The organism is Rhodococcus sp. NPDC004095, from assembly GCF_053604015.1.
The window spans coordinates 1-21,623 of the sequence record NZ_JBSGGS010000001.1; the positions used below are offsets into that span (position 1 = coordinate 1).

The 21,623-nt window shown below is 69.7% G+C and carries 15 protein-coding genes; 7 read left to right on the forward strand and 8 right to left on the reverse strand.

What is annotated here, in order from left to right:
* Positions 1 to 303 precede the first annotated feature (303 nt).
* Positions 304 to 915, reverse strand: coding sequence for a hypothetical protein (locus tag ACWEPG_RS00005; RefSeq protein ID WP_452593568.1), 612 nt, complete (start codon positions 913 to 915; stop codon positions 304 to 306).
* 604 nt (positions 916 to 1,519) lie between these two features.
* Between ACWEPG_RS00005 and ACWEPG_RS00010 the strand changes: the two genes are divergently transcribed.
* Together ACWEPG_RS00010 and ACWEPG_RS00015 are read left to right on the forward strand one after the other, a co-directional pair.
* Positions 1,520 to 1,723, forward strand: a complete 204-nt coding sequence (locus ACWEPG_RS00010) for a cold-shock protein (RefSeq protein WP_050063916.1) — start codon at positions 1,520 to 1,522, stop codon at positions 1,721 to 1,723.
* 159 nt (positions 1,724 to 1,882) lie between these two features.
* Positions 1,883 to 5,413 carry a protein kinase domain-containing protein gene (locus ACWEPG_RS00015; protein ID WP_452593569.1) on the forward strand — a complete coding sequence of 1,177 codons (3,531 nt, stop codon included), beginning with the start codon at positions 1,883 to 1,885 and terminating at the stop codon, positions 5,411 to 5,413.
* Positions 5,414 to 5,488: 75 nt separating this feature from the next.
* Here ACWEPG_RS00015 and ACWEPG_RS00020 read toward each other — a convergent pair whose 3' ends face one another.
* Positions 5,489 to 6,505 (reverse strand): beta-ketoacyl-ACP synthase III, encoded by a 1,017-nt coding sequence (locus ACWEPG_RS00020; protein WP_450112035.1) that lies wholly within the window; start codon positions 6,503 to 6,505, stop codon positions 5,489 to 5,491.
* 400 nt (positions 6,506 to 6,905) lie between these two features.
* Between ACWEPG_RS00020 and ACWEPG_RS00025 the strand changes: the two genes are divergently transcribed.
* The 3 genes from ACWEPG_RS00025 to ACWEPG_RS00035 all read left to right on the forward strand — a co-directional run bounded on the left by ACWEPG_RS00025 (position 6,906) and on the right by ACWEPG_RS00035 (position 10,671).
* Positions 6,906 to 8,045, forward strand: a complete 1,140-nt coding sequence (locus tag ACWEPG_RS00025; protein WP_450112034.1) for a DUF4185 domain-containing protein — start codon at positions 6,906 to 6,908, stop codon at positions 8,043 to 8,045.
* Positions 8,046 to 8,085: 40 nt separating this feature from the next.
* Complete coding sequence (locus ACWEPG_RS00030; protein WP_452593570.1) at positions 8,086 to 8,703, forward strand: class I SAM-dependent methyltransferase; 618 nt, start codon at positions 8,086 to 8,088, stop codon at positions 8,701 to 8,703.
* A 132-nt stretch (positions 8,704 to 8,835) separates the two neighbouring features.
* A complete protein-coding gene (locus ACWEPG_RS00035; RefSeq protein ID WP_452593571.1) occupies positions 8,836 to 10,671 on the forward strand; it encodes an acyl-CoA dehydrogenase in 1,836 nt (611 codons plus the stop codon).
* A 110-nt stretch (positions 10,672 to 10,781) separates the two neighbouring features.
* Here the strand turns inward: ACWEPG_RS00035 and ACWEPG_RS00040 are convergent, their stop codons facing one another.
* Positions 10,782 to 11,102 (reverse strand): GYD domain-containing protein, encoded by a 321-nt coding sequence (locus ACWEPG_RS00040; protein WP_450112031.1) that lies wholly within the window; start codon positions 11,100 to 11,102, stop codon positions 10,782 to 10,784.
* Positions 11,103 to 11,192: 90 nt separating this feature from the next.
* On the opposite strand from ACWEPG_RS00040, the gene ACWEPG_RS00045 reads away from it, so the two are divergent.
* Both ACWEPG_RS00045 and ACWEPG_RS00050 read left to right on the forward strand, forming a co-directional pair.
* Positions 11,193 to 12,008: a DUF72 domain-containing protein gene (locus tag ACWEPG_RS00045; RefSeq protein WP_452593572.1), complete on the forward strand. Its 816-nt coding sequence runs from the start codon at positions 11,193 to 11,195 to the stop codon at positions 12,006 to 12,008.
* 60 nt (positions 12,009 to 12,068) lie between these two features.
* Positions 12,069 to 13,277 carry an oxygenase MpaB family protein gene (locus ACWEPG_RS00050; protein ID WP_452593573.1) on the forward strand — a complete coding sequence of 403 codons (1,209 nt, stop codon included), beginning with the start codon at positions 12,069 to 12,071 and terminating at the stop codon, positions 13,275 to 13,277.
* Positions 13,278 to 13,317: 40 nt separating this feature from the next.
* Here the strand turns inward: ACWEPG_RS00050 and ACWEPG_RS00055 are convergent, their stop codons facing one another.
* The 5 genes from ACWEPG_RS00055 to ACWEPG_RS00075 all read right to left on the reverse strand — a co-directional run bounded on the left by ACWEPG_RS00055 (position 13,318) and on the right by ACWEPG_RS00075 (position 21,165).
* Positions 13,318 to 16,002: a VanW family protein gene (locus ACWEPG_RS00055; protein WP_452593574.1), complete on the reverse strand. Its 2,685-nt coding sequence runs from the start codon at positions 16,000 to 16,002 to the stop codon at positions 13,318 to 13,320.
* Between the two features lie 359 nt (positions 16,003 to 16,361).
* Positions 16,362 to 18,077, reverse strand: coding sequence for a GMC oxidoreductase (locus ACWEPG_RS00060; protein WP_452593575.1), 1,716 nt, complete (start codon positions 18,075 to 18,077; stop codon positions 16,362 to 16,364).
* Positions 18,074 to 19,585, reverse strand: a complete 1,512-nt coding sequence (locus tag ACWEPG_RS00065) for a flavin-containing monooxygenase (RefSeq protein WP_450112026.1) — start codon at positions 19,583 to 19,585, stop codon at positions 18,074 to 18,076. Before ACWEPG_RS00065 ends, ACWEPG_RS00060 begins: the two co-directional genes overlap by 4 nt.
* Positions 19,582 to 20,160, reverse strand: coding sequence for a TetR/AcrR family transcriptional regulator (locus ACWEPG_RS00070; protein WP_450112025.1), 579 nt, complete (start codon positions 20,158 to 20,160; stop codon positions 19,582 to 19,584). The genes ACWEPG_RS00065 and ACWEPG_RS00070 overlap by 4 nt, the downstream gene beginning before the upstream one ends.
* Positions 20,161 to 20,223: 63 nt before the next feature.
* The gene (locus tag ACWEPG_RS00075) at positions 20,224 to 21,165 is read right to left on the reverse strand and encodes a glycoside hydrolase family 19 protein (protein WP_450112024.1); all 942 of its coding nucleotides are present in this window, start codon (positions 21,163 to 21,165) and stop codon (positions 20,224 to 20,226) included.
* Positions 21,166 to 21,623 lie beyond the last annotated feature (458 nt).

Below are 21,623 nucleotides of genomic sequence, written 5' to 3' on the forward strand. Positions count from 1 at the left end.
CTGACGGCGATGCAGATCCGCGAGCTTCCCCGCGGTCGTGTGGATATCGGGGACATTCGACGCCGCGGTGGCGGCGGACTCCTGGACGCTGGTCACAGTGAAGTACCTCTCGGCTTCGCTCGGGTGTGGTGACGCGATCGAAGGGTCACGATACCTCAGGTCTCATAGTTAACTAAGTGAGATTTGTAATCGGATGAGGGGTAGCGTTCCCTGCGGAAACGCAATCATGCACGCAACAAACGACCCCGGCACACCGTTTCCGGAATACCGGGGCCGCCGGCCGGCCCGTCCGTCGGGCGGGTGTCACCCCTTCCGCGCGGACATCAACATCGGCTCGCGCAAGTCGTAGTACGAGACCTCCCCCATCAGTTCGGTTTCCTCCTCGAACAGCGAGCGCAGGTCGTCCGGAACCTCGACGTTCTCGTGCAGGCGCGCCTCCGACTCGGAGGTGAAGTAGACGGCCTCCACGTACCCGTCCTTGCCGTCGCTGCAGAGCGTGCCGCCGATGATCTCGGGTCGCATGTCGTGCACCCGGTCACCGACCTGCGACATCAGATCCACCATCCGGTGCGCGTCACTGGTGTGACCCTCCATCACCTGTACGAACCCGGCACTGTCGGATCCGCCGCCCATCCACTCGGTGACCTCCACGCAGTCCGTGAACGTCACCGGGCCGTCGAAGCAGCGCTCGGTCTCGGCCCACCAGGCGCCCTGCTCGGGGCGTTCGCTGTTGCGCCGGGCCGCGTCCTGCGACTCGAACCGGACCATGCAGATGAAGGTGCCGTCGGCGCACGTACCGCTCGTCGAGCCCAGGTACCCGGTCGCGCCCGCGGCCAACTCGTCGTTCCACCGGTCCAGGCACCGCAACAGGCCGGCCTCGTCGCCGACCTTGCCCTGAATCACTTGAATGAACATCGCCCTCTCCTCACGCGGGCGAGTCACCCGCCGCGAGTACACCGCCGGTGGCCGGCGAACGAGGTCCACCGCCGAAGCCGGGGCGCCCGCCGCTCACGTTCCGGCGGCCCGCGACCGCGACCACTGCGTACCCAATTTTTCGCGTACGGGAAGGGGGATGCAAGGCCGCCGTGCGAAGCGATCGGGCGACTGCCAGGCCGGTCGGCGGCGCCCGACCCGTGTGCGCCAGTCCGTTCTGCGGCCGGGTGTACCCACCACCCTGCATCGTGATTCGGCAGTCCCTGTGCGACGAACCCCTCGATCGCCGCCGTCGGTCGTGGTGCCGGGCTGCGGGACCACGACGTCCCTACGTGCCCACCTCCGAGTGCGCGGTGGTGCTCCCCATCAGCCGATTCTGTGCGTCCCCTCGGGCGCCGACGCGAGTAGTCCACTACCCGATTCGCGCGATCCGGGTCCACGCGACCCCACCGGGCCTCGCCCTCGCGACGCGCCGATGGACCGCGAAGTATAGACCCGCCGTCGACACGCACGGCTTCAGCTGGCAGTCTGTACACGAGACCAGCCCTCGTCCTGAGGGCCGGCTCGCAGTAACAGGAGCAATAACGTGGCACAAGGCACCGTCAAGTGGTTCAACGCGGAAAAGGGATTCGGCTTCATCGAGCAGGACGGTGACGGGCCCGACGTGTTCGTTCACTACTCCGAGATCCAGACGAACGGCTTCAAGACCCTCGACGAGGGCGCGCGCGTGGAGTTCGAGATCGGCCAGGGCCAGAAGGGCCCGCAGGCCACCGGAGTCCGCACCATCTAAGCGACTTCCTTACACCGAGGGGCGTCTCCGCATCGCGGAGGCGCCCTTCGGCGTTTCTCCGGGCACGCAGGGGGATTATCCTGGGGTTCTCGACCGCACCGCGAGGTGACCACATGACGAGAACGTGCCCGCCGAGCGGTGCGGGGACATGAGCGTGCGATGCCCGATCCCGACCCACCCCTCACCGAACGTGTGACTCCCTCCGGCGTCGCCGCCGAACTCGCTGCTGCCGGTTTCACCGACGGCGAGGAGATCGGCCGTGGCGGCTTCGGGGTGGTCTACCGGTGCACCCAACCCAGCCTCGACCGGACGGTGGCCGTCAAGGTGCTCAGCGGTGAGCTCGACGACGACAGCCGCGAGCGGTTCCTACGCGAGCAGCGCGCGATGGGGGCGGTCTCCGGGCATCCGAACATCTGCAACATCCTGCAGGTCGGGACGACCCGATCGGGACGGCCCTTCATCGTGATGCCGTACCATCGCCACGGCTCACTGCAGGAACTGATCCGTCGCGACGGCCCCCTCGACTGGCCCGAGGTGCTGCGGATCGGCGCGAAAATGTCCGGCGCCCTCGAGACCGCGCACCGGGCAGGCACCCTGCATCGCGATGTGAAACCGGCGAACATCCTGCTCACCGAGTACGGCGAGCCCCAACTGACCGACTTCGGTATCGCCCGCACCAGGGGTGGGTTCGAGACCGCCACCGGACAGATCACCGGCTCCCCCGCCTACACCGCCCCAGAGGTTCTCGAGGGCCGCTCGCCCAGCGTCCGATCCGACGTCTACAGTCTCGGCGCGACCCTGTTCTGCGCGGCCACCGGCCACGCAGCCTTCGAGCGGCGGGACGGAGAGCAGGTCGTCGCGCAGTTCCTCCGGGTCACCCAGAGCCCCATCCCGGACCTGCACGGCGAGGACATCCCCGCCGACGTGTGCGAGGCGCTCGAGTCGGCGATGGCGTCGGACCCGGACGACCGCCCGGCGAGCGCTGCCGAATTCGGAATGATCCTGCAGGACCTCACCATCGCGCACGGGTTCAGCGCGGTAGAGATTGCACTACCCGATGCAGCCGACGGGTCGGGGCCCGCCGAGATCTCCCCATTCCCCGGGCTCCCCACGGGCACCCAGCGACGCACCGGCACGCAGCGGATGACGGGCCGCGTCGGCCGGACCGGCACCCGCAGATCGACCACGACCACACCGCCCGCTCCCGCCACCCGGTTCCGCCCCCCGGTCACCGGGCGCGCACTCGTTGCGCGCGACCGGCTCGTCGACCGACTGTGGGCCGGCCAGCGCCGTCGTCTGGCCGTGATCCACGCACCCGCCGGATTCGGCAAGAGCACCCTCGCCGCCCAGTGGAGCGCAGCGCTCGTCGCGGACGGCGTCACCGTCGCATGGCTGTCCGTCGCCCCCGACGACGACAACGTCGTGTGGTTCCTCTCCCACCTGGTCGAGTCCGTCAGCCGGGTCGCTCCCGAACTCGCGGATGAACTCGGACAGGCACTCGAAGACCACGGCAAGGACGCGCAGGCCTACGTACTGACCACGCTGATCAACCGGATCCACACCGCCAAACGTCGCGTCGCCATCGTCATCGACGACTGGCATCGGGTGAGCAGCCCCGAATCACTCGAGGCCCTGGACTACCTGCTCGACAACGGGTGCCACCACATCCAGGTCATCGTGACCAGCCGGACCAACACCGGCCTGCCACTGGCACGGATGCGGGTACTCGACGAGCTCATCGAAATCGACTCGGCAGCACTGCGATTCGAAGAGGCGGAGTCACAGGAACTGCTCGTCGGACTCGGCGGCCTGCACCTGACGGACACCGACGTCGCGAGACTGTGCCGATCCACCGAGGGCTGGGCGGCCGCGCTGAAGCTCGCCTCGCTGTCGCTGCGGGGGCGTGAGAGCCCCACCGAACTGATCGAGCATCTGGCCGAGCACCAGGCGATCGGCGAGTTCCTCGCCGAGAACGTCCTCGACCTCCTGGAGCCCGACCTGCTCGACTTCCTGCTTGCCACGTCCGTCACCGAACGACTCACCGGATCCCTGGCCTCGGCACTGGCCGGCGTCCGCAACGGTCAGGCGCGGCTCGAGGAGGTCGCCGCCCGGGATCTGTTCCTGCTCCGGCTCAGCGACAGCGACAGCGAGGGGCCGACCTCGGCACCGAGCGAGACCTGGTACCGGTACCACCACCTGTTCGCCAAGTACCTGCGCCGTCGGCTCAACCGCGATCATTCCGAGCGGGTGCCGGAACTGCACCGCACCGCGTCCGCCTGGTTCGCCGAACACCACCTGCTGAGTGAGGCGGTCGACCACGCACTGCGCGCCGGGGATCCGGATGCAGCGGTGGCCCTCGTCGAACGGGACGGCACCTACCTGATCGAACACTCCCGGATGGTCACCCTGCTGGGACTGGTGGACAAACTGCCACCGACCGCTGTGGTCGGCCGGCCACGGCTACAGCTGATGCTGGCCTGGGCCAACGTCCTGCTGCAGCGGACCGGGGCCTGCCGGCGCATTCTGGCACTGGCCCGCAGCGCGCTCGAGGCCACACCGGATGCCGACCTGTCGGCGGAGGCCGATCTGCTCGAAGGAGTGGTCGCCGCATTCGCCGATCACCCGGCCGGTGTCGAACGGTTCACCGAGGGGTGCCTGAGCCGGCCTCAGAAGCACCGGCCGTGGGTGGTGACCGCCGTCGCCAACGTCCAGATCTTCGCGGCCCTGTACCGGTTCGACTTCGATGCCGCGTTCCGCTGGGTGGAGTGGGCGGCCCCGTACCACGAGGCGATGAGCGGCTCGTTCAACACCATGTACGGCTACTGCATGGTCGGGATGGCGGCGAACGAGCAGCTTGCCGTCGAGTCGGCCGAGGACTGGTTCCGTCGGGCGCTGCGCGTGGCGAGGGAATCGTCCGGTCCGCGTTCGCATTCGGCGCGGCTGGCCGCCGCAATCCTCGGCGAGCTGCTGTACGAGCAGAACCGGCTCGACGAGGCGGAACGGCTCCTCGACGAGGGATTCGAGCTCGGCGGCGAGGGCGGCATCGTCGAGCTGATGATCGCCCGCTACGTGACCGGCGCCCGGATCAAGGTGCGCCGCGGCGAGCCGGAAGCGGCTGCCGAGCGGCTGATGGAGGGGGCCCGTTGCGCAGATGCCCTCGACCTTCCGCGGCTGCGGGCACGCATCGACAACGAGCGCATCCGCCTTGGCTTTCCTGTCACCGCCCGCACCCGCACGCCGCGGTACCCGACGCTGCCGCCGGTCGATGCCGTGGTCGACGGCAGCGCGGAGATCACCGCGCAATTGGAGGACGCGACGACCGCCCGGATTCTGTTGCGCACCGGGGCGGCAGCGAACACCGCGCTCGCCTGTGAGATCGCCCAGGCCTGGGTGGACCGTCTCGCCGACACCCGCCGGACCCGAGCCCGGCTGCAGGCGGACCGACTGCTCGTTGCGTGCCTGTTCGCCGCCGGTCGCGACCAGGAGGCACTGGCCGTGCTCGCGAGCGTCGCGGCGAGCTGTGCCCGGCACTCGATGATCCTGTACCTGCTCGACGGTGGTCCGACCATTCGCCCCGGGCTCGAGAAGCTGCGGACCGCGACGGCCACAGGCGACTGGGATCCGACCTGGCCGGTGGTGCCGATCGAATTCCTCGACGACGCCCTCACGATCGCCACGGTTGAGCCGTGAACAGAGGGACACCGGAACGACCGAAGGCGCCGCCCGGTGGGGCGGCGCCTTCGGTGCGTTGTTCGGGGATGCGGGTCAGCTGGCGAGCACCGGCATCTTCACGACCTGGCCGGCGTACGCGAGACCGGCGCCGAACGCGAGGAGGAGGGTGGTGTCGCCGGGCTTGGCCTTACCGGTGCGCAGCATCTCCTCCATCGCCAGCGGGATGGAGGCGGCGGAGGTGTTGCCGGTCTCGGCGATGTCGTTCGACACCGCGACCGTCTCCGGCAGGTTCATGCTCCGGGCGATCACCTCGGTGATGCGGGCGTTGGCCTGGTGGGGAACGAACGCGTCGATGTCGTCGACGGTCAGGCCCGTCTTGTCGAGGGTCTGCTGGGCGATCTTGCCCATCTCGAACGCGGCCCAGCGGAACACGGAGGTGCCCTCCATGATGATCCACGGCCGCTTCTGCTCCGGGTTGGTGGCGAAGTCGACCCAGTCGGGCTCCTGGCGGATGGCACGCCCCTGGGCACCGTCCGAACCCCAGACGACCGGGCCGATACCGGTCTCCTCGCCGCGTCCGACGACGACGGCGCCGGCGCCGTCACCGAAAATGAAGCGCACCGAGCGGTCGGTGGGCTCGGTGGAGTCACTCATCCGCTCGACACCGATCACCAGCACGCGCTCCTCGGTTCCGGCCCGGACCAGGTCGGAGGCGACGCCGAGGGCGTAGCAGAACCCGGCGCATCCGGCGGCGATGTCGATCGCGCCTGCGCCGCCGGTGCCGAGCTCCTCGGCGACGAGCGCCGAGCAGGCGGGCGTCTGCACGGGGTAGGTCGAGGAGGCGACGATGACCGTTCCGATCTGCTCGCCGGTCAGGCCGGCCGCCTCGAGCGCCTTGCGGCCGGCTGCGATGGACATCTGCAGCACGCTCTCGTCGGGGCCGGCGAAACGGCGGGTCCTGATCCCGGACCGGGACTGGATCCACTCGTCGGTCGAGTCGATCTGCTGGCAGATCTCCTCGTTGGTCACGACCCGCTCGGGCCGGTACACGCCGAGCCCGAGAATTGCGGAATGACGAAGCTCAGTGGTGTTCGCGATCGCTGCACCCATCGACCTTTTTCTCCTTTTCTGACAATCGGATGCTCGGGCGAAACCACGAACTCCTCGTCTGACACCGTACTGTGCCCACTTCACGCATCGTGAGGCTCCGTTGGCGGACTGGACGGTCCACCATTTCGGCACAGGCGGTTCTTATCACCGCGGTGACCGGCCGTGGCACGAAAACGATCAATGCGGCATCGAAATCACCACATGCGCAACACACGTTTACATCCGTCCCACTCCTCCCGGAAATATGCGCGTGCGGTCACTACGATCGTCACCCGACATCCCTTACGCCATACGGGACCGTCACGGGTGCGAGACCTTCCCCGTGCTCCACGGCACGCCGGCTCTCGCCCCACTGTTTCCGCGGCACAGGACACGACAACAGTCGAAGGGTGAACGCGCCATGGGTGGACATGTACCGGGAAGACGCCGACCGGGGGTGGGCACCGCCGTGCGGACCTGCGCTCTCGCCGCGGCGACCGCGCTCGCGGTTGCCGCACCGGCTGCCGCGAATCCCAACGCGGTCAATCCGATTCCGGGACTGAATGGCACCAACGGCCTTCCCGACCTGCGCGGACGCACCAATGCGGTCGCCCAGGCCACCGGCCTGCTCAGCGCCAACCGCACCCAGGACACCAACGTGCTCGGCACGGACCTGGGCATAATGTGGGACAACGGCAACGGCGAGGTCCTCACCGCCTTCGGCGACTCGGCCGGTCTCGGCCTGCCGAACCTGCTCAACGGCAGCCTGTGGTCGTGGCGCAGCAACACGCTCTACCGCAGTGCCGACCACAATCTCGCCGACGGCATGGCCTTCGACAGCACCCCGCGCGACTTCCTGGGCCAGTCGAAGGAGCTGGTGCCCAGCCCGAAGATTCCGTACGTCGAGATCAGCCGGATCCCCACGGCGGGGGTCGCGGTCGACGGCGTCCAGTACATGTCGCTGATGTCGGTGAACCACTGGGGTGAACCCGGCAAGTGGGAAACCAACAACTCGACGCTCGCCTTCTCCACCGACAACGGCGAGAACTGGACGGTCGCGCCCGAAACGACCCGCCCGAACGTCGACGGCAACCGGAACTTCCAGATGAGCGCGTTCCTGAAGGACGGCGGCTACGTCTACCAGTACGGAACCCCGCCGGGGCGTGGCACGCTCGCCTACATCGCGCGGGTGCCCGAGAAGCAGATCAAGGATCTCGGGGCGTACGAGTACTGGAACGGCACCGAGTGGAAGAAGGGGGACGTGAACGCCGCCGCGCCGATCGTCTTCGGCGGCGTCGGCGAGATCTCCGTCCAGTACAACGAGTTCCTCGGCCAGTACCTGATGCTTACGACCGACAACTTCAACTCGGTGGTGATGCGTCGTTCCCCGTCCCCGACCGGACCGTGGGGGCCACCGGAGGTCCTGCTCGACACCCGGGAGCTGCCGACCGCCTACGGCGCGTACATCCACCCCTGGTCGAGCGGCCCGGACCTGTATTTCCTGACGACCGTGCACTCGAACTACAACGTGCTGCTGCTGCGCACCACGCTCAGCCACTGACGTCCACCGCGCCGCCACGACAGCGCCGTACGGTCACCGCATGGACGCACGCGACTGGGACCGCCGGTACACCGGGGAAGCACTGCTGTGGGGGTCGGCCCCGGACGCGGCGGTCGTCGAGTTCGTCGCGACACTGCCTGCGGGCCGGGCCCTGGACCTCGGCTGCGGCGAGGGCCGGAATGCGCTGTGGCTGGCGTTGCGCGCGTGGCAGGTGACCGCCGTGGACTTCTCGACGGTGGCGTTGACGAAGGCGGTCCATGCGTCCGCACCACTGCCCCGGGCGACGCGTGAGCGGCTGACCTGGGTGAACGCGGATGTGACCGAGATCGAGTATCGGCCGGAACATGACCTGGTCCTGTGCTGCCATCTGCAACTGTCGCCGGAATCACGCCGCCGCTTCCTCCGCCGCGCCGCCGGCGCGCTGCGCCCCGGCGGCACCCTGCTCGTCCTCGAACACGGCCCCGCAGGAGAGGAGATCGACAACGATCAGTTCCCTTGCACACCAGACGAACTCGCGGATGACGTGACCGGGGCCCTGACGGTGACCACGGCGCGGTGGATCGACGGCGACACCGCGGGCGCCGGCACCGGCCAGGCCACCGGCGAGCACCGCCGCGAGGCCCTGGTTGTCGGTTTTCGCGGTTCTGTTGGCACCTAACTGAATCACGAGTAACATCGGCTAAGTTACTGACGAGTAGCCGCTAGGGCGGTACCTCGACGCAGACTGGACAAGGCCAGAACGTGGGCATTACCAGGGGCTGGACCGCACCATCTCAGGGAGACAGAAGACATGGGGCATTACAAGAGCAACGTTCGTGACCTGGAGTTCAACCTCTTCGAGGTACTCGACCTCGAGAAGCCGCTGAGCGAGGGCACCTGGGGCGACCTGGACGTCGACACCATCAAGAACATGCTCAGCGAGGTCGCGCGACTGGCCGAGGGCCCGCTGGGCGAGGCCTACGCCGACGCCGACCGCAACCCGCCGGTCTTCGACCCGGAAACCCACGAGGCGACCCTGCCCGAGTCCTTCAAGAAGTCCTTCAAGGCGATGTGGGACGCCGAGTGGTACCGCATGGGCCTCGACGAGGAGATCGGCGGCGTGCCGGTCCCCCGCGCGCTGGTGTGGGCGATCGCCGAGATGATGCTCGGCGCGCAGCCGGCCGCCTTCATGTACCAGGCGGGCCCGTCGTTCGCGAACGTCCTGTTCAACAACGGCACCGACGAGCAGAAGCAGTGGGCCGCCACCTGCGTCGAGCGTGGCTGGGGCGCCACCATGGTGCTGACCGAGCCGGACGCCGGCTCGGACGTTGGCGCCGGCCGCACCAAGGCCATCAAGCAGGACGACGGCACCTGGCACATCGAGGGCGTCAAGCGGTTCATCACCTCCGCCACCTCCGACGACCTGTTCGAGAACATCTTCCACCTGGTGCTGGCCCGTCCCGAGGGCGCAGGCCCCGGCACCAAGGGTCTGTCGCTGTTCTTCGTGCCGAAGTTCCACTTCGACTTCGAGAAGAACGAACTCGGCGAGCGCAACGGCGCCTTCGTCACCAACGTCGAGCACAAGATGGGCCTGAAGGCCTCCGCCACCTGTGAGCTCACCTTCGGTGGCCACGGCGTCCCGGCCGTCGGCTGGCTGGTCGGCGAGGTGCACAACGGCATCGCGCAGATGTTCGACGTCATCGAGCACGCCCGCATGATGGTCGGCACCAAGGCCATCTCGACCCTGTCGACCGGCTACCTGAACGCGCTCGACTACGCCAAGCAGCGCGTCCAGGGCGCCGACCTGACCCAGATGACCGACAAGGCCGCCCCGCGCGTGACCATCACCCACCACCCGGACGTGCGCCGGGCGCTGGCGATGCAGAAGGCCTACGCGGAGGGCATGCGCGCGGTGTACCTGTACACCGCCGCACACCAGGACGTCGAGGTGGCCAAGTACGTCTCCGGCGCCGAGGGCGACCTCGTGCACCGCGTCAACGACCTGCTGCTTCCGATCGTCAAGGGCGTCGGCTCGGAGCGCGCGTACCAGTACCTGACCGACTCGCTGCAGACGCTCGGCGGCTCCGGCTTCCTGCAGGACTACCCGATCGAGCAGTACATCCGCGACGCCAAGATCGACTCCCTGTACGAGGGCACCACCGCGATCCAGGCGCAGGACTTCTTCTTCCGCAAGATCGCCCGTGACCGCGGCGTCGCCCTGGCGCACGTGGCCGGCGAGGTCAAGAAGTTCATCGACCGCGACGACGCCGACAACCGCCTCAAGTCGGAGCGGGCCCTGCTCGCCACCGCGCTCGAGGACGTGCAGGCGATGGTCGCGACGCTGACCGGATTCCTGATGGGCGCCCAGGAGCAGCCGACGGAGCTGTACAAGGTCGGCCTCGGCTCGGTCCGCTTCCTGATGGCGGTCGGCGACCTGCTGGTCGGCTGGAAGCTGCTCGAGGCGGCGGAGATCGCGCTCGGCAAGCTCGACGCCGGCGCCTCCGACAAGGACAAGCCGTTCTACGAGGGCAAGGTCGCGACCGCGTCCTTCTTCGCCAAGAACGTGCTCCCCGAGCTGACCGCGTCGCGCGGGATCGTCGCGAACGTCGACAACGACATCATGGAGATGGAAGAGGCCGCGTTCTAGGACTGCGACACGATTCGGGCGGAACCGCCCAGATCAGGACAACGGCGATGCCGCACACCGGGTTTCGGTGCGCGGCATCGCCGTTTTCGCCGGGGCGTCGACGCGAGGGGTCAGCGACCCGGGGGCCGGTAGTCGGCGGGGCGTTTCACGGCCTCGTCGATCTGCTCGGGCGTGAGCAGTGCGACCGTGTTCGTCCTCGCCGCGCCCGCGGCGGCGGTGCGAATGCTCATCGACGCCGCCGCGACCTCGTCGGGGACCTCGCCAATGACGTAGAGGTCGTCACCGCCGAACGCGAAGTGGCAGCTTTCCATGGTGCCGCCGACGCTCTCGATCGCGGTGCGGATCGCGTCGCGCCGCGCCGATCCCCCTTCGGCGAGCAGGCCGCCCGCGCCGTCCGTCGTGTAGCCGACCCGCCACAGATACTTGGGCATGATCCTCGTCCCTCGTTTCGGTCCGCCAGATGCATCCATCGTCCTCCGGCTCACCCGCGGGCGGGCCGGTTCCGGGGATAGCCTCGAAAGGTGGCACGGATCCGGGTCGGGATCTCCGGCTGGGTGTATCCCGGATGGCGCGGCGACTTCTATCCGAGTGGGCTGGCGCATCGACGCGAACTGGAGTTCGCCGCGGCCCGCATGTCGTCCATCGAGATCAACGCGTCCTTCTACGCCCTGCAGCAGCCACGAACCTACGCGCGGTGGCGGGACGAGACGCCGGCGAACTTCGTGTTCGCGGTCAAGGGCAGCCGGTACATCACGCACATGAAGCGGCTCACCGACGTGGGTGCCCCGCTCGCGAACTTCCTCGCCTCCGGTGTCCTCGCCCTGGAGTCGAAGCTGGGCCCGTTCCTGTGGCAGCTGCCCGCGACGCTGCCCTTCGACGCCGACCGCTTCGACGACTTCCTCGCCGCTCTGCCCCGCTCGACGGCCTCGATCGCCGACCTCGCGGCGCAGCACGACGCCAAGGTGCGGGCCGACCGGGCGGTGGTGCACCCGGACGCCGACCGGCCGGTCCGCCACGCCGTCGAGGTGCGCCACCCCTCGTTCACGACACCTGAGGTGCTGCGCGTGGCGGAGCATCGGGGCGTCGCGCTCGTGGTCGCGGACAGTGCCGGACGGTTTCCGGTGGTCGACACCCCGACGTGCGATTTCGTGTACGTCCGACTGCACGGTCACACGGAGCTGTACACGAGCGGCTACGCCGGCCGCAGCCTCGACGCCTGGGCCCACCGGATCGGTGACTGGGCCCGCACCGGCCTCGACGTGTACGTGTACTTCGACAACGACGCCCTCGGTCGCGCACCGTTCGACGCGATGGCCCTGCAGCGTCGCCTCGGATGATCGCCGATTCCCGCCCGCCCAGGTATTGACAACGTTCGTTGTCAGTTGCAGTGTGGGCCTGTGACGACCACCGCCGCCCGGCCCGCCCGGTACATGCGCGACCGCGCGCACTCCGCTCGGGTCACCGCGCCCCTGCGCCCCTTCGCCTGGCCCGCACCCGACGCGACCCCGCAGGAGGCCGACCACCTGCGGCGCGCACTGCTCGAACGCGACGAGCCGAGCGCCGCCCTGGTCCGGGCCATGCGCGAGGACCGCACCGTCACCCTCGCCCAGTTCCGGCAGGCACTCGCCGAGGGCGTCGACTCCGTCCCCGACGCACCGGCCCCACTTCGCGACTACTTCGCACTGATCGAGGACACGCCGGACTGGGTCGATCGCGACCTCGTCGCGTTGGGCGCGCGGACGCTGCGCCGGGTCGGGTCCGACGTCGGCGACGTGCTCGCGTACGGCTCACTGCTGGGTGGATACAACAACTCCGGGCCGCTGCCCGTACTGGTGGCGTCCGGGCGGCTCACCGGTGAGCGCACCCGCCGCCGGATCGCCGAAACCGGGACCTGGTGGAACGGGTGTGTCGCCGACGGGGGCCTGGACCGGTTCGGCGCAGGGTTCACGCTGTCGGTGCACGTGCGCCTGATGCACGCGTTCGTCGACTACCACCACGAGCACGAAACCGACTGGGACAGCGGCGAACGCGGCCTACCGGTGAACCAGTTCGACCAGGCCGGCACGCTGGGCCTGTTCTCGATCACGTTCCTGCTTCACACCCGGGTCCTCGGGGTGCGCTACACCAGGGAGGAGGCCGACGCGGTCCTGCACCTGTGGTGCTACGTGGGCTGGTTGATAGGCGTCGACCCGCGCTGGCTCCCGTTCGACGAGCGGGCCGGCCTGCGCATGATGTACCAGATCGGCTCGTCCTCGCCCGCGGCCGACGAGAACAGCTACGCGCTGGCCCGGTCACTCGTGGATCTGCCCCTGCACACCCGCTACGACCATTTCCAGTGGCTGCGGCGGCGGTACGAGTACGAACGCGGGCTGTCGCTGGCGACCACGCTCCTCGGCCCGGCCGGTGTACGGGCACTGAAGGTTCCGGTCCGGCCACCGTGGTATCCGATCGGCCGATTGGCCGTCAACATCGTCAAACACCATGTGGTGGGCCGATTCCCGGCCGGCAGAGTGCGATTGCAGCGGCTCGGCGAGCGGCAACTGCACGACACGCAGCGGCGCATTCTCGGTGGTGAGATCCCCGACGTCGCGCCGATTCCCCACTGAACCGCCGAACGCGATCACGAGGATCGCGCCGGCCCGGCCGTCACTCGTCTTCCGACTCTTCCCCGGACTCGTCCGACTCGTCCTCGGACGCGGCGGGACGGGCGGCGGCGGGACGGGCAGTGGCGGGACGGGCAGTGGCGGGAGCGGCGGCAGCGGGAGCAGCGGCAGGTGCAGCGGCGGGAGCGGGAGCAGCAGCGGCGGGAGCAGCAGCGGCGGGAGCGGGTTCCGCGCTGACGCAGCGGACGATCGGCACCGGGTCGTACTTCACGGTCCGGGTGTTGCGGGACAGCTCCCGACCCGACGCGTGGTCGCTGATGACGCGGGTGTCCGAGGTGGTGAACCCCTGCGCACCCGACGACGCGATGCAGCCGGCGCCGGCTGGCAACGTCACCGTGTTCGGGGACGTGTGGGCATAGCGCTCACCGGTGATCGATTCGACGTCAACGGTCTTGGTTCCCCACAGCCGGACCGTGATGTTGGAGCTGGTGCCGATCGTCTCGATGAGCACACCGGTGTCCGTGTTGTTCGTGAACTTCAGGTCGATCGCGCCCTCGTACACCGTGGCCTCCCGCGCCTCGGGGTACCGCGAAATGTAGTAGCTGTGCTCGGTGTGGCCGGCGTCCTCCATGCCCGCGAAGTAGGAGGCGTTGTACAACGTCGTCGCGAGCTGACTGATGCCGCCACCGACGGCCTTGTCCGGACGGCCGTTGTTGATGATCCCGGACTCGACGTAGCCCTGCGCGGAGCCGCGCGGACCCGTGTAGTCGTTGAGCGAGAACGTCGCGCCCGGTTTGACCAACGCACCGTCGATCTCGCTCGCGGCCAGCCGGATGTTCACGCCGGACGCGTATTCGAAGCCCCCGGTCGTGTACTCGGCGATCACCTCGGTGATGCCCAGCTTGTTCGCGGCCTCGGTGGTCAGTTCGGGCTGCTTCGGCTCGTACACGGCGTCGAGGGTGCGCGGCCCGGACTCGGTGAGCCGCGCGGCCAGCGACTCGAGGGTCTTGTGCCACTCGATCATCTCGCCGCTCACCGCCGGTACCACCTTCGGTGCCCCGCCGGACAGGCTGAACGACGCATCCTTCGGCTTGACCTCGGTGCCGGCCAGTTGCGGGCCGAGCACGCCGATCGCCGCGTCCACGTTGTATTGCGGGGCGAGACCCCCGTTGCCGTCCGGGGCGAACGTGAGCACCGACCCGATCCGGTCCCGGGTGAGGACCGCGGTGCCGCCGTCGCGACCGGTGATCACCAGGTCCGCGGACGCCGCCGGGGTCGCGACGTCGCGCAGTGCCCGCTCGACGCCGGACTGCGTGACCGAGACCGGCGAGGCCGTGACCGGAACCTCGACACCACCGGACGCGGCCCAGCCGTCGGCGAGCGCCTCCGCCGCGCCGGCCGAGTCGAGCGTCTGCCCCTGCAACGGTGACACCGCGACCGGCGTGACCCCGTCGAACACGACGGCTCCCTCGACGGGTGCACGGTCCGTTCGGGGGCGCAGTCCTTCGACCGCGGCGGCGAGGGCGGCCTCGTCGCGCGTCGAGGCGACCCCGACCTCGCGGTGCGTGAACAGTGAGGTCAGCCGGGTGATCGGGTTCAGCGGCTGGTCACCCGCGCGGTCCAGGGTGGCGGACCAGTCGACGGCGAGACCGGCTGCGGCGGGCACCACTTCGGTCGTCACGTCGCCCGCTCGCACCGGCACCGGATGCTGTGCGCGCGGGTCGATCGCGGCCCGCAGCACGGATTCGGCCTCGGCGTGGGACTTCCCGCCGACATCGACGCCGGCGACGGTCACGCCCCGCGGCACCCGATCCGAGGAAAGCGCCAGGTCCGCGGCGTACCAGATTGCACCGGCCGTCAGCACCCCGGCCGCCGCGGCGATCACGACACGGCGTCCGCCGCGGGAACCGGCGGTCGGGGTGGGCTCGGCCGGGTTGGAGGACGGATCGGCCGGTGCCGACGGCACGCCGGACGGCGGCTGCACCGAGACCGGTGCGGCAGCGGCGCTCGACCTCGCCGCGGGGGGCTGCTCCGGCCGCGGCCCGGCGGGCTGCTCGCGCGGGGTCGACACGTCCGACGGCGGCACCGCGCCGGGTCCCGGTGCGACGACAGGGGGCAGGGTCACCTTGGGCAGGACCGTGGTCGGCACGTCCTCCGGGCGCACGTACTCGGTTGCCACGGGCTGCTCGGCCGCGGTGAGGTCGATGGCCACCGTGTCTGCGGCGGCGTCCTCGGCGACGGCGGAGTCGGGGGCGACGGAGTCGGGGGCGACGGAGTCGGGGGCGACGGAGTCGGGGGCGACGGAAGCGGCGGCGGCAGGCTCGACCTCGGGGCCCGGGGCGTCGGGCTCGACCGCGGCGGCCGTGGTGTCGATGGCCACTGTCTCCTCGGCGACCACGGAGCCCGTGGTGTCCGGCTCGACCGCGGAGCCCGGGGTGTCGACGGCCGCCGTGTCCGCGGCGGCGTCCGCGGCAACGACGGAGTCAGGGCGGGTGGAGTCGGGGGCGACGGAGTCGGCGGCGGCGGGCTCGACCGCGGGGCCCGGGGCGTCGGGCCCGACCGCGGCGGCCGTGGTGTCGATGGCCACCGTCTCCTGGGCGTCCTCGGCGACGGGGGTCTCGGTGCGCTCTTCGACGGCGGCGGACTCGTCAACCGCCAGGTGCGCGGGCTCGTCGGGCAGCGGGGCTCCCCGCTCCGCACCCGAGCGCTTGTCGGTTCCTCCGGTCATGTCGAGGCCCTCCCGGTCGTGTCGTTCCGCTGGGCCAGGACCCGCTTCGAACGTCCAGGGTAGCGGGGGCGAACCGGGCCGCCTTTCGGTGGAGGTCACAAGGCGACGGTCTCGAGACGGCCAGAGACAAAGGTGTCCCGCGCTGCAACCGGGTCGGGGGTCTGGCTGCAACGCGGGACGACCTGACTATCGACCCTCCACAACAGGGCGTTACACACAATCAGAAAAAAGTTGTGAAAAGTTGTGATCGATCCCAGAAACCCCACAATGAGCTGGCCAAACAACGCGGCGTCGCCCACGGACGGCCGGGCCGCTCGCCGGGCGGATCCCGCGTGGGCCCGCGCCACCCGCGTGTGATGTCACGTTCCGCGCGGATCGACACTCTCGTTCGGTCGGATCACGGGTGTGGGCAGGACGAGGGCGGCCGGCGCGTGCCCGGGTACCGCCGGGTGGAGCGGCGGGGTGGGGTCGACGCGGCGATACGAGGACCCGAGCGGCGGACGCGGGTCCGGTTCGTCCCGGTTGGGCCACAGCGAGAAGGCGCGCTCGGCCAGAGCGGTGATCGTCAGCGACGGATTGACCCCGAGATTGGCGCTGACCACCGACCCGTCCGCAACGTGCAGCCCGGGCTGACCGTGGACGCGCTGGTAGGGGTCGACGACGCCGGTCTCGACGGATTCCCCGATCGGGCATCCACCGAGAAAGTGCGCGGTCATCGGAATGTTCGCCAGGTCGGCCAGCGATCCTCCCGGGTCGCCGCCGATCTTGTCGGCCACCGAGCGGATCAACTCGTGCCCCTGCGGAATCCAGGTCGGCGGCGCATCTCCCGGGCCACGCCGGCTGACCAGGCGGACGCGGCCGCGACGCCCCCGACGGACGCCGAGCTCGAGGGAGTTGTCCCCGGTCTGCATCACGAGCGCGATCACGGTCCGCTCGGACCAGTGGCGCACCGACAGGCCGCGGACGAACGCGATCGGGTGACGGGCGATCGCCGCGAGCGCCTTGACGGGTCGCGGCAGCCGCCCGCCCCCGTCGACGAGCAGGGTCTGCAGGAGCCCGATCGCGTTGCTGCCCTTGCCGTATCGGACCGGTTCGACATGGGTGCGACCGTCGGGGTGGAACGACGAGGTGATGGCCACACCGCGGTGGTACCCCGCGGGACGACGCGCGGTGGCCGCCAGTACCGCCTCCGAGTTGGTCCGGACCTGGGTGCCGAGCCGGGCCGAGAGCCCGGGCAGCGTGTCGCGGGTGCCCAGCAGCAGCCGCTGGGTGCCGTAGGTGCCCGCGGCGACGACCACCTGGTCCGCGGTCAGGGTCCGGGTGCGGCGGCGCACCCCGTCGGTGCGCCGGGTGTGCACGGCGAATCCGCCGCCGGGCAGCGGGTCCAGACCCGTGACCGTGGTCAACGGACGGATTTGCGCCCCTGCCTTCTCCGCGAGATACAGGTAGTTCTTCACCAGGGTGTTCTTCGCGCCGACACGGCAGCCGGTCATGCAGGCGCCGCATTCGGTGCAGCCCGTGCGTTCCGGTCCGGCGCCGCCGAAGAACGGATCCGCTTTCGTCCGGCCCGGCTCACCGAAGAACACGCCCACCGGGGTGGCGGTGAACGTGTCCCCCACGCCCATCTCGTCCGCGACCTGCCGGACGATGCGGTCCGCCGAAGTGAAGCCGGGATAGGTGACCACCCCGAGCATCCGCGCGGCCTGCCGGTAGTGCGGGTCGAGCTCGGCCTCCCAGTCGGTGATGTGGCCCCACTGCGGGTCGTCGAAGAACGGCCGCGGCGGCCGGTACAGGGTGTTGGCGTAGTTCAGCGACCCACCACCGACCCCTGCCCCGGCCATCACGAGCACGTCCGCGAGTAGGTGGATCCGTTGGATGCCGTAGCAGCCGAGGGCCGGCGCCCACAGGTATCTCCGCATCTTCCAGCTGGTCTCGGGCAGCTCGTCGTCGGCAAACCTGCGCCCCGCCTCGAGGACGCCGACCCGGTAGCCCTTCTCCGTCAGTCGCAGCGCCGCGACACTGCCTCCGAACCCGGAGCCGACCACGATCACGTCGTAGTCGCGCTCGGCACTCACGCCGCATCCTCGGCATCCGTGCGCGCCACCGTGCGGTAGTTCTCGGCGTCGAACCGGAGCATCTGCGCCCGGTACCGCCAGGTGAAGGTCGGCCACATCACCGAGTTGCGACCGCGCCTGTCCATGTACCAGCTCTTGCAGCCGCCCCGGTTCCACACCGTCGATCCGAGGGCCTCGCCGATTCGGGCGCTGTAGTCCTCCTGCGCCCGCGCCGACACCTCCAGTGCGGACAGACCGCGGGTACGCATGTGCGCCAGGGCCGCTCGGACGTACGCGGACTGGCTCTCGAGCATGTAGACGATCGAACTGTGCCCGAGGTTCGTGTTGGGCCCGTACATCAGGAACAGGTTCGGGAACCCGTGAACCGTCATTCCGCGATGCGCGCTGGGGCTCCCGTCCCAGTGCTCGGCCAGGGTGCGGCCGTCGGCGCCGCGCAGCATCCGTGCGATCGGCGGTTCGGTCGGGGTGAACCCGGTGCCGAAGATGATGGTGTCCACCTCGTGCTCGACGCCGTCCGCCCCGATCACCCCGGTGGGCGTCACTCGCATCAACCCGGACGGCACCACGTCGACGTCGTCGCGGTCGAGGGTGGCCAGCCAGTCGTTGGACAGCAGCATCCGCTTGCAACCGATGGTGAACGTCGGCGTCAGGTGGCGTCTCAGCGTCGGGTCCGACACCTGCGCCCGCAACTGCGCCTTGGACACCAGCGCGAACAGTGGCAGCAGCCAGGTCAGGTAGGCGAACACGACGACGAAACCCTCACGCAGGGCGTACACGAGACCGCGGACGAGCTTCTGCGTCAACGGAAATCGGCGGTACAGGCCCTTCTCCGCCGGCCCACGGGTGCGGTTGAACCGGGGGATCACCCAGGACGCGGTGCGCTGGAACACGGTCAGCCGCTGTGTGCGGTCGACGATCTGCGGGACGAACTGCACCGCCGACGCGCCGGTCCCGACCACCGCGACCCGCTCGCCGGTCAGGTCGTGATCGTGGTTCCACGATGCCGAGTGGAACACCGTGCCCCGGAACGAGTCCAGGCCCTCGATGTCCGGCAGGTTCGGTGCCGAGAGCGCACCTGTCGCAGCGATCAGGACCTCGGCGGTGACCTCACCGCGGCTGGTCCGTATCCGCCACAACGCGGCCGCCTGGTCCCAGTGCGCTTCCAGGAGTTCACAGTCGAACACCGTGCGTGCCCGGACGCCACTGCGGGTGGCCACGTCCTTGAGATAGTCGAAGATCTCCGGCTGTTCGGCGAAGGTGTGACTCCACTTCGGGCTGGGCGCGAAGGACAACGAGTACAGCGTCGTCGGCACATCGCAGGCGCAGCCGGGGTAGGTGTTCTCCCGCCAGGTGCCGCCGACCTCGCCGGCGCGCTCGACGACGACCACGTCCGCGGCCCGGCCGCCGCGGACCAGGTCGGCCGCCGCGGCGAGTCCGCCGAACCCGGTTCCGACGACGAGAACGCGGGTGTGCGAGGGAAGTTCGGTCAATGCGGTCGTGGTGCTCATCGCCCGGTCACCATCGCCTCCCACGCCGGCAACAGGCGCGCCCGGCGCTCGGACTCCTCGGCCGGGGTCCGGAACAACGCGGACACCGCGAAGCCACGGGCCAATTCGATGCTCAGCTCGATCCCGTCGGGTCCGAATCGTTCGCCCATCACCTCGGTGGCCCCGCCGGTCAGCGCGTCGCTGACGACCCGCTCGAGCGGCACCATCGCCTCGAACAGTTCGCGATCGGTGCGCGCGGCGACCCACAGTTCGAGAGCCGCGTAGAACAGCGGACCCGAGAACGCGTCGACGAGCACTTCGAGTCCGCGTTCCGGCGCGGGTCGGGTGGCGAGGATCTCGGCGAGCCGCTTCTCCACCAGGTACTCCACCGCGGCGACCACGAGGGAGACCTTGGTCGGGAACTGGTGTAGCTGCGCCCCGCGGGACACCCCGGCCCGCCGGGCGATGCCCTGGGTGCTGGTGCCGGCATAGCCCAGCTCGACGAGCGACTCGATCGTCGCGTCGAGCAGCCTCTGGCGGGTGTGCGCGCTGCGTTGCGCCTGCGTCCGTGTCGGACGTTCCGTGTCCTGGGTCACACCGGCACGATAGCAACAAACAGTCCAGACTGTCTGTAAATCTTCGAACCGATTCCGGCGCCCCTAGGGGCGGATCAGCACGTCCAGTCCACGCTGGAAGTCCTCGATGCGCCGGGTGAGGGCGTGATGGCCGCCGTTGACGAGCTCGGACACCCGGACGATCCCCGCGGTGTCCGCAACCTGGTTGAGGTTGCGCGACGTCCAGTACCACGCCGCGGTGGTGAACGCGTTCTCCGGCGCCGCCAGCAGCTCGGGGTGCGCGACGAAGTCGATGCCGGTGTACTGGCTCACCTTCTCGTAGTTGTGGCGGCCGGTGATCTGGATGGCACCACGCCCCTTGTACCGCTCACCATCCCCCGGCTGAGTGTTGCCGAGGTCGGCCCGGCCCTCGTAGGCGCGCCCGGAGGCGTACTCCTCGAAAGTGCGGAACCCGTCGGACTCGACGGCGAGCTGCGCGATGAACGCCGCCTGACGGACCGGGTTGTCGATGCCACCGTGCGCCATCGCGTCGTTGAGCGGGAGGATGTACTGCGCGATCTTCTCACCCGAGATGCCGGGCACGATCCGTGCGAACTCATCCGGGGTGACCGCGAGCGGCGGCGGAGGCGGCGGCGCCGGGGCCGGGGCCGGTTCCGCCGGAACGGGTGCGGAGGCCAGCTCGACGGTGGCCTGCTCCTCCGCGGGCGAGGACTTCGTCTGCACCCACCCCGCGGACGCCGACGCGAGCCACTCACCGGACGCAGGCTCGGCCTCACCCTCGGCCGCCGGCGTCTCCCCCGACGTGGACGCCGACCCGGCAGCGGTCAGCCCCGGGAGCTCCAGGTGCGCGAACAGGTCACCGGACTCGCGGTATCCGACCGTCACGGAGGCGACGGCGTCGGCGTTGGCGACGGGGCCGTCGCCGGTGCCGACGACCGCGGCCGCGGTTGCGATCACCGACGCGGCGGCGAGGGCGGCGCCGAAGTGGCGCGTGCGGACGAAGGACCGCGCATTCGAAACGAACATTGGTCGTGCTCCAGATTCGGCCGAGTGCGGTTTCGGCCTCCGAACGGGCGCGGGTGTCACACAGGGCGGCTTCGGCCCTCGCGAGTCACCATCACGCAGCGAAAAGGTCACGACCAGGTAACGCTGCAGGTGAAAGGATTTTCAATGAATAGTGAGCAGGGTCACATTGACAATGTATAAAAGTCCGCGCTCACATTCGCTGCCGATTCGCAGCTGCACGCCCCGACAAACACGACCGCACTCCGCCACCGCCACACCGGTCGGTATCCGACGCGGATCGGACGAGACCGGCAACCAGATCCAGAGCCGATCACACTGTACTGCAAGGTCATTCGACCGAAGACAGGCACCCCGACGCAACGAGGAGGGGCGGGAGGATCGCCTTCTCCGACCGCCCGCGCCCACGCATTCCGGGTCGGTTGCCCCCACAGACGCACCGCCGAGCGGGCAGGCCGTCG

Bases quoted from the DNA above. Each gene is read 5' to 3' on its own strand.
- ACWEPG_RS00005 (WP_452593568.1), bottom strand. From the start codon at position 915: ATGTTCATTCAAGTGATTCAGGGCAAGGTCGGCGACGAGGCCGGCCTG.
- ACWEPG_RS00015 (WP_452593569.1), top strand. From the start codon at position 1,883: ATGCCCGATCCCGACCCACCCCTCACCGAACGTGTGACTCCCTCCGGC.
- ACWEPG_RS00020 (WP_450112035.1), bottom strand. From the start codon at position 6,505: ATGGGTGCAGCGATCGCGAACACCACTGAGCTTCGTCATTCCGCAATT.
- ACWEPG_RS00025 (WP_450112034.1), top strand. From the start codon at position 6,906: ATGGGTGGACATGTACCGGGAAGACGCCGACCGGGGGTGGGCACCGCC.
- ACWEPG_RS00030 (WP_452593570.1), top strand. From the start codon at position 8,086: ATGGACGCACGCGACTGGGACCGCCGGTACACCGGGGAAGCACTGCTG.
- ACWEPG_RS00035 (WP_452593571.1), top strand. From the start codon at position 8,836: ATGGGGCATTACAAGAGCAACGTTCGTGACCTGGAGTTCAACCTCTTC.
- ACWEPG_RS00040 (WP_450112031.1), bottom strand. From the start codon at position 11,102: ATGCCCAAGTATCTGTGGCGGGTCGGCTACACGACGGACGGCGCGGGC.
- ACWEPG_RS00055 (WP_452593574.1), bottom strand. From the start codon at position 16,002: ATGACCGGAGGAACCGACAAGCGCTCGGGTGCGGAGCGGGGAGCCCCG.
- ACWEPG_RS00065 (WP_450112026.1), bottom strand. From the start codon at position 19,585: ATGAGCACCACGACCGCATTGACCGAACTTCCCTCGCACACCCGCGTT.
- ACWEPG_RS00075 (WP_450112024.1), bottom strand. From the start codon at position 21,165: ATGTTCGTTTCGAATGCGCGGTCCTTCGTCCGCACGCGCCACTTCGGC.